Annotated in this window: 4 protein-coding genes; 2 read left to right on the top strand and 2 right to left on the bottom strand. The window is 68.7% G+C overall.

All coding sequences use genetic code 11. The features are described from left to right. Window positions 1-88: 88 nt before the first annotated feature. The gene (locus tag Cco03nite_RS41510) at window positions 89-1579 is read right to left on the bottom strand and encodes a sugar transferase (RefSeq protein WP_239168086.1); all 1491 of its coding nucleotides are present in this window, start codon (window positions 1577-1579) and stop codon (window positions 89-91) included. Window positions 1580-1853: 274 nt separating this feature from the next. After that, window positions 1854-3020 (bottom strand): homogentisate 1,2-dioxygenase, encoded by a 1167-nt coding sequence (locus tag Cco03nite_RS41505; RefSeq protein WP_203699548.1) that lies wholly within the window; start codon window positions 3018-3020, stop codon window positions 1854-1856. Between the two features lie 110 nt (window positions 3021-3130). Between Cco03nite_RS41505 and Cco03nite_RS41500 the strand changes: the two genes are divergently transcribed. Both Cco03nite_RS41500 and fahA read left to right on the top strand, forming a co-directional pair. Continuing rightward, window positions 3131-3976, top strand: a complete 846-nt coding sequence (locus Cco03nite_RS41500) for a hypothetical protein (protein WP_203699547.1) — start codon at window positions 3131-3133, stop codon at window positions 3974-3976. 55 nt (window positions 3977-4031) lie between these two features. Beyond that, a complete protein-coding gene (fahA, locus tag Cco03nite_RS41495) occupies window positions 4032-5207 on the top strand; it encodes a fumarylacetoacetase (protein WP_203699546.1) in 1176 nt (391 codons plus the stop codon). Window positions 5208-5636 lie beyond the last annotated feature (429 nt).

Here is a 5636-nt window from a genome sequence, read left to right as displayed (position 1 = left end):
CACACTCTCCGCCTCGAGGGCGTCAAGATGCGAAACCTGGAACGTCGTCACTGGTGTCGTCTCCTCTTTCTTTCGCCGGCCGCGGCCGTCAGTAGGCGCCGGAACTGCGCAGGACAGCCGTGCAGGTGCGCAGCAGGATGACCACGTCGAGGGTCAGCGACCAGTTCTCGACGTAGCGGAGGTCCAGGCGCATGGACTCCTCCCAGGAGAGGTCGGAGCGCCCGGAGACCTGCCACAGGCCGGTCAGACCCGGCTTGACCACGAGCCGCCGGTGCATGTCCGCCGGGTACTGGTCGACCTCGGAGTCCAGCGGCGGGCGGGGCCCGACCAGGGACATCTCGCCCTTCAGCACGTTGATCAGCTGGGGCAGCTCGTCGATCGAGTACCGGCGCAGCCACCGGCCGATGGGGGTCACGCGCGGGTCGTTCTTCATCTTGAACAGCACGCCGTCGTGCTCGTTGAGGTGGCGCAGGTCCTGCAGCCGGTCCTCGGCGTCGGTGTACATGGTGCGGAACTTGTAGATGACGAAGTCACGGCGGTGCTGGCCGACGCGCACCTGGCGGAACAGCGCCGGGCCGCGACCCTCGCCGAAGCGGATGATCAGCGCGCAGGCGAGCAGCAGCGGCGCGAGCAGGGTCAGCGCGATCGCGGCGAGCACCCGGTCGGTGACGTTCTTGACGAGGCGGCCGATGCCGGTGAACCGCGGGTGGTCCAGGTGCAGCATGGGCAGGCCGTCGGCCGGGCGGATGGTGGTGCGGCTGTTGGCGATGTCGAACAGGGCGCTGGCGACCATCAGGTCGACCTTCTGGTTCTCCAGGCTCCAGGCGAGGCGCCGCAGTTCGGGGCCTTCCAGCTCTGGGCAGGAGAGCACGACGACCATGTCGGCGCCGACCTCGCCGACGACCGCGGACACCTGGTGGATGGTGTCGTACACCAGGATGCCCATGCCGGCCAGGGGAGAGCCGGTGCGCAGGGCGGGGACGCAGGCCGCGACGACGCCGAGGCCGTGGTAGCGCTCGTGCCGCAGCTGGCGGGTCAGCGCCACCACCGAGCTCTCGTGGCCGACCACGACGACCTGCCGCAGGCACTTGCCCTGGGCCCAGGCGCGGTGCAGCCGCCGGCGCAGGGTGTAGCGGCTGATGATGCCGTACACGGTGACGATCGGCACCGCGATGACGACGTAGCCGCGGGCGACCCCGAGGTGCAGGAAGTAGGAGGCGAGACCGATGACCGCGGCGAGCACCAGACCGCTGTGCAGAACGCGCTGGTACTCGTCATTACCGACGAACAGATAACGCCGGTCGTATGCGCGGTTGGCGAATAGCGCGATAATCCATATCGTCGGTAGGGAAAGGCTGAATGCCACGTACTCGACCAGGTCGGTCCGACCGAAGATCACCTTCAGGGCGACGAGAGCGGCGACGAGTCCGACCGCCCCGTCGGAGAGCACGAGGCTCTTGACGTAGCGGGACTCCCAGCGCGTCCGTGCACCCGGAAGGGCCCTGGTCGGCGTAGCTGCGCGGTGGCCCCGTACCCCGTGACCTGCCTTGCTCGACGCACCGATGTGGACGGTAGTCACTCTCAGCTCCCCACTGAAGTGCCTGCTGGCGATCAGACCGGCACGAGTGCCGCGATGGCTTAACGCCAAGTTCTCCGCCAGGACGTCCTGACTCTACTTAACATCTATGTCTGGAACATTAAAAACAGGGCATTGTCAGCTAGTGGACTGGGTGTGATCCCGATCCCATCAGCCGTAAGTATGAGAACGGATAAGACGATGCGGGAATGAAGGCGGACAGCCGCCCGATTCCCACATCGTCCAATCTCGGCGGTCCTGGGGCGGACCCTGCGGGTTACCCCGGGGCCCGGCCCGACCACGTCCAGGCGTACCCGGGATCTTCGCAGGAGAGGGCCGGTTCGCACAGGTCCAACGGGCGGAATGTGTCCACCATGACGGCTAGTTCGTCGAAACGTTCCGCCCCGATCGAACGTTCGGCCGCTCCCGGCTGCGGCCCGTGGGTGAATCCGGACGGGTGCAGCGAGATCGAACCCTGGCCGATGCCGGAGCCGCGACGTGCTTCGTAGTCGCCGCCGGTGTAGAAGAGCATCTCGTCGGAGTCGACGTTGTGGTGGTTGTACGGCACCGGGATGGCGAGCGGGTGATAATCCACCTTGCGCGGCACGAATGAACAAATCACGAAATTCGGACCCTGGAAGGTCTGGTGCACCGGCGGCGGCTGGTGCAGCCGGCCGGTGATCGGCTCGAAGTCGTGGATCGAGAACGCCCACGGGTAGAGGCACCCGTCCCAGCCCACGACGTCGAACGGGTGCTCGGCGTACACGTGTCGGGTCCAACCGCGACGGTGCTGCACCAGCACCTCGACGTCGCTGCCCTCGACGACCAGCGGCTGGTCGGGGCCGCGCAGGTCGCGCTCGCAGTACGGCGAGTGCTCCAGGAACTGCCCGCGCACCGACAGGTAGCGCTTGGGCGGCCCGATGTGCCCGGTGGCCTCGATGACCAGCAGCCGGGTCGGCTCCAGCGGGACCAGCCGGTGCACCACCGAGGTGGGGATGACGACGTAGTCGCCCTCGGCCGCCTCCAGCACGCCGAACACCGACTCGACGCGCAGTCGGCCCGCCTCGACGTAGAGGCACTCGTCGCCGATCGCGTTGCGGTACAGCGGCGACGGGGTGTCGGCGAGCACGTACGAGATGCGGCAGTCGTCGTTGGCGAGCAGGTGCTGCCGGCCGAGCACGGCGTCCGCGCCGGACTGGTCCAGCTTGTGGGTCTGCAGGTGGCGGGGCTTGAGCGGCCGGTTCGGCAGCCTGGTCCAGGCGGGCGGGTCGAACTCCTCGGCCGCCACGATCGCGGTCGGCGCGTGCCGGTGGTAGAGCAGCGAGGAGTCGGAGGAGAAGCCCTCCTGCCCCATCAACTCCTCGGCGTAGAGGCCGCCGTCCGGCTTGCGGAACTGCGTGTGCCGTTTCCGCGGGACCTCTCCGACGCTGCGGTAGTACGGCATGGCCAACCTCCTGTGTCGCTTTTAGGAGCGGTGTCCACTTTACGAAGAGATCCGTCCGATAATCGGACACTCTTGTCCGCTCTATGTAGCGTCCACTAGATTGACTGATCATGTCAACGCCACCGCTGCTGGCCCAGCTGCTCGACGATGCCGCGGTCTTCCCGCCCGGCAGCGCCACGCTGCCCGACGCCGTGGCGGCCCACCGCGAGCACCGTCGCGCCTGGTACGCCCCGCTCGTCGGCCCGCTCCTGGTGCCCGCCTCCCAGCTGCCCGAGCTCGGCCCGCTGCTGGCCGAGGGCGAGGAGCTGGCGGTCGGCGTCATCGCCGACGGCCCGGCCGCCGGCTGCTTCGCGCCGCCGCCCGCCGGGGTCCGGACCGTCCAGGTAGAGGCCGCCATGGCCCGCCGCGGCGAGGACCCGTCACCCGCCCTGCACGACTTCCTTCAGCGGGTACGGGAGAGCGGTGTGCCCGGATACGCGGAGATCCCGCTGGCCTGGGGGCTGCTGGCCGCGCTCGACGTGCTCGCGGACGCGCGCGGGACCGGCCTGCCGGTGGCGGCGAAGTTCCGCACGGGCGGCCTGGCCGCCGAGCTGTTCCCCACGCCGATGGAGCTGGCCGCGGTGATCATCGCGTGCCATGAACGCGAGCTGCCGTTCAAGCTGACCGCCGGGCTGCACCACGCGATCCGGCACACCGACCCCGAGACCGGCTTCACCCACCACGGCTTCCTCAACGTGCTGGCCGCCGCCTGCGCCGCCGCCGAGGGAGCCGAGGTGACCGAGGTCGCCGGGCTGCTGGCCACCACCCAGCCGCTGACCCTGATCGAGGCGGTGCGCTCGCGCCGCACCCAGCGGCGGCCGCTGTGGATCGGCTTCGGCACCTGCAGCATCCCCGAGCCGCTTGAGGACCTGCAGAAACTCGGCCTGCTCGACGGCCGTCCACAGCTTGCACAATGAAGAACCAGCTCACCGGGGACGTGTGGCCGCCGGCGGGCAGAGCGAGGAGTAAGGCATGACCTGGGTGCCCGGAGCCGCCGGCAGCGGCTACGACCTGAACCACCTTCCGTACGGCGTCGTCGTGCCGTCCGACGGGCAGGCCCGGTGTGCCGTACGCATCGGTGATTCTGCTTTTGACCTGGCCGCCGCCGAAGCGGCCGGTTTGATTCTCGCGGGGGACAGCCTGCGGGCGCCGAATCTCGACGCGTTCCTCGCGCTCGGGCCCGCGCACTGGTCCGCGGTCCGTGCCCGGCTCACTGAGCTGCTCGGCGACGCCGCACACCGCGCCGCGGTCGAGCCGCTGCTGCTCCCGCTCGCGACCGTGACCAACCTGCTGGCCTGGACCGTCGCCGACTACGTCGACTTCTACTCCTCCGAGCACCACGCCTCGAACGTCGGCCAGATCTTCCGGCCGGGTCAGCCGCCGCTGCTGCCGAACTGGAAGCACCTGCCGATCGGCTATCACGGCCGGGCGGGCACCGTGGTGGTCAGCGGCACGCCGGTGGTCCGGCCCAGCGGCCAGCGCGCCGCCGGTGATTTCGGCCCGTGCCGTCGCCTGGACATCGAGGCCGAGGTCGGCTTCGTGGTCGGCACCGGCTCCACCATGGGCGAGCCGGTGGCATGGCAGCGCTTCGCCGACCACGTGTTCGGCGTGGTGCTGGTCAACGACTGGTCGGCCCGCGACATCCAGGCCTGGGAGTACCAGCCGCTCGGCCCGTTTCTGGGCAAGTCCTTCGCGACCTCGGTCTCTGCGTGGATCACGCCGCTGGCCGCGTTCGGCGAGGACGCCTGGACCGCGGCGCCCGTGCAGGATCCGCCGGTGCTGCCGTACCTCGACGACGACCGCCGGGCGCTCGACCTCGCCATCACCGTCGAGTGGAACGACACGACGGTGGCGACGCCGCCGTTCCGCACCATGTACTGGACGCCGGCGCAGCAGCTGGCACACCTGACCGTGAACGGCGCGAGCCTGCGTACCGGGGATCTGTACGCCTCGGGCACGGTGTCGGGTCCGGAGCGTGGCCAGGTGGGTTCGTTCCTGGAGCTGACGTGGGGCGGCCGGGAACCGGTCATGGTCAAGGGCGAGGAGCGCACGTTCCTGGCCGACGGAGACACGGTCGTGCTGCGCGCCCGCGTGGCAGACATCGAACTCGGTGCCGTCACAGGGACTGTTTTCCCAGCTCAGGTCTAATGTGACCGGGGCCGCACGACCCCGATTTGCATGGTCACCCAGCCTTTGCGTAATGTTCTCTCTGCCAGCGCGGAACGGACAAAAACGGCGAGCGAAGAGCTCAAGTCGAAGTCCGGGAAACGCGGGACATCTGGGTGGTGCGGGACTTGCGCTCGCGAAACCGACCGGGTAATGTACTTCGAGCCGGCAACGAGCCGGGCGGATGAGTCCGCCGAGAGAAAATCTCGGAAGTGACCGCCGGCCGGGTTGCAGGTTCTTCCGAACTGATCTAGCCACTAAGTGGCTGTGGTGTGTTCGGGTTGGGAAGCCGCGAAATGGATGCAAATCGATCCTGAAAATTCAGGAAAGATTCGCTTGACACGGAGCGACAGACCGGGTAAGTTGGATGAGTTGCCCCGAGCGGGATCCCACAGTGTGGGACACCAGCAA

Origin of the sequence: Catellatospora coxensis (assembly GCF_016862635.1) — a bacterium.
GTDB lineage: Bacteria > Actinomycetota > Actinomycetes > Mycobacteriales > Micromonosporaceae > Catellatospora > Catellatospora coxensis.
This window is presented reverse-complemented; position numbering and strand designations above follow the sequence as displayed.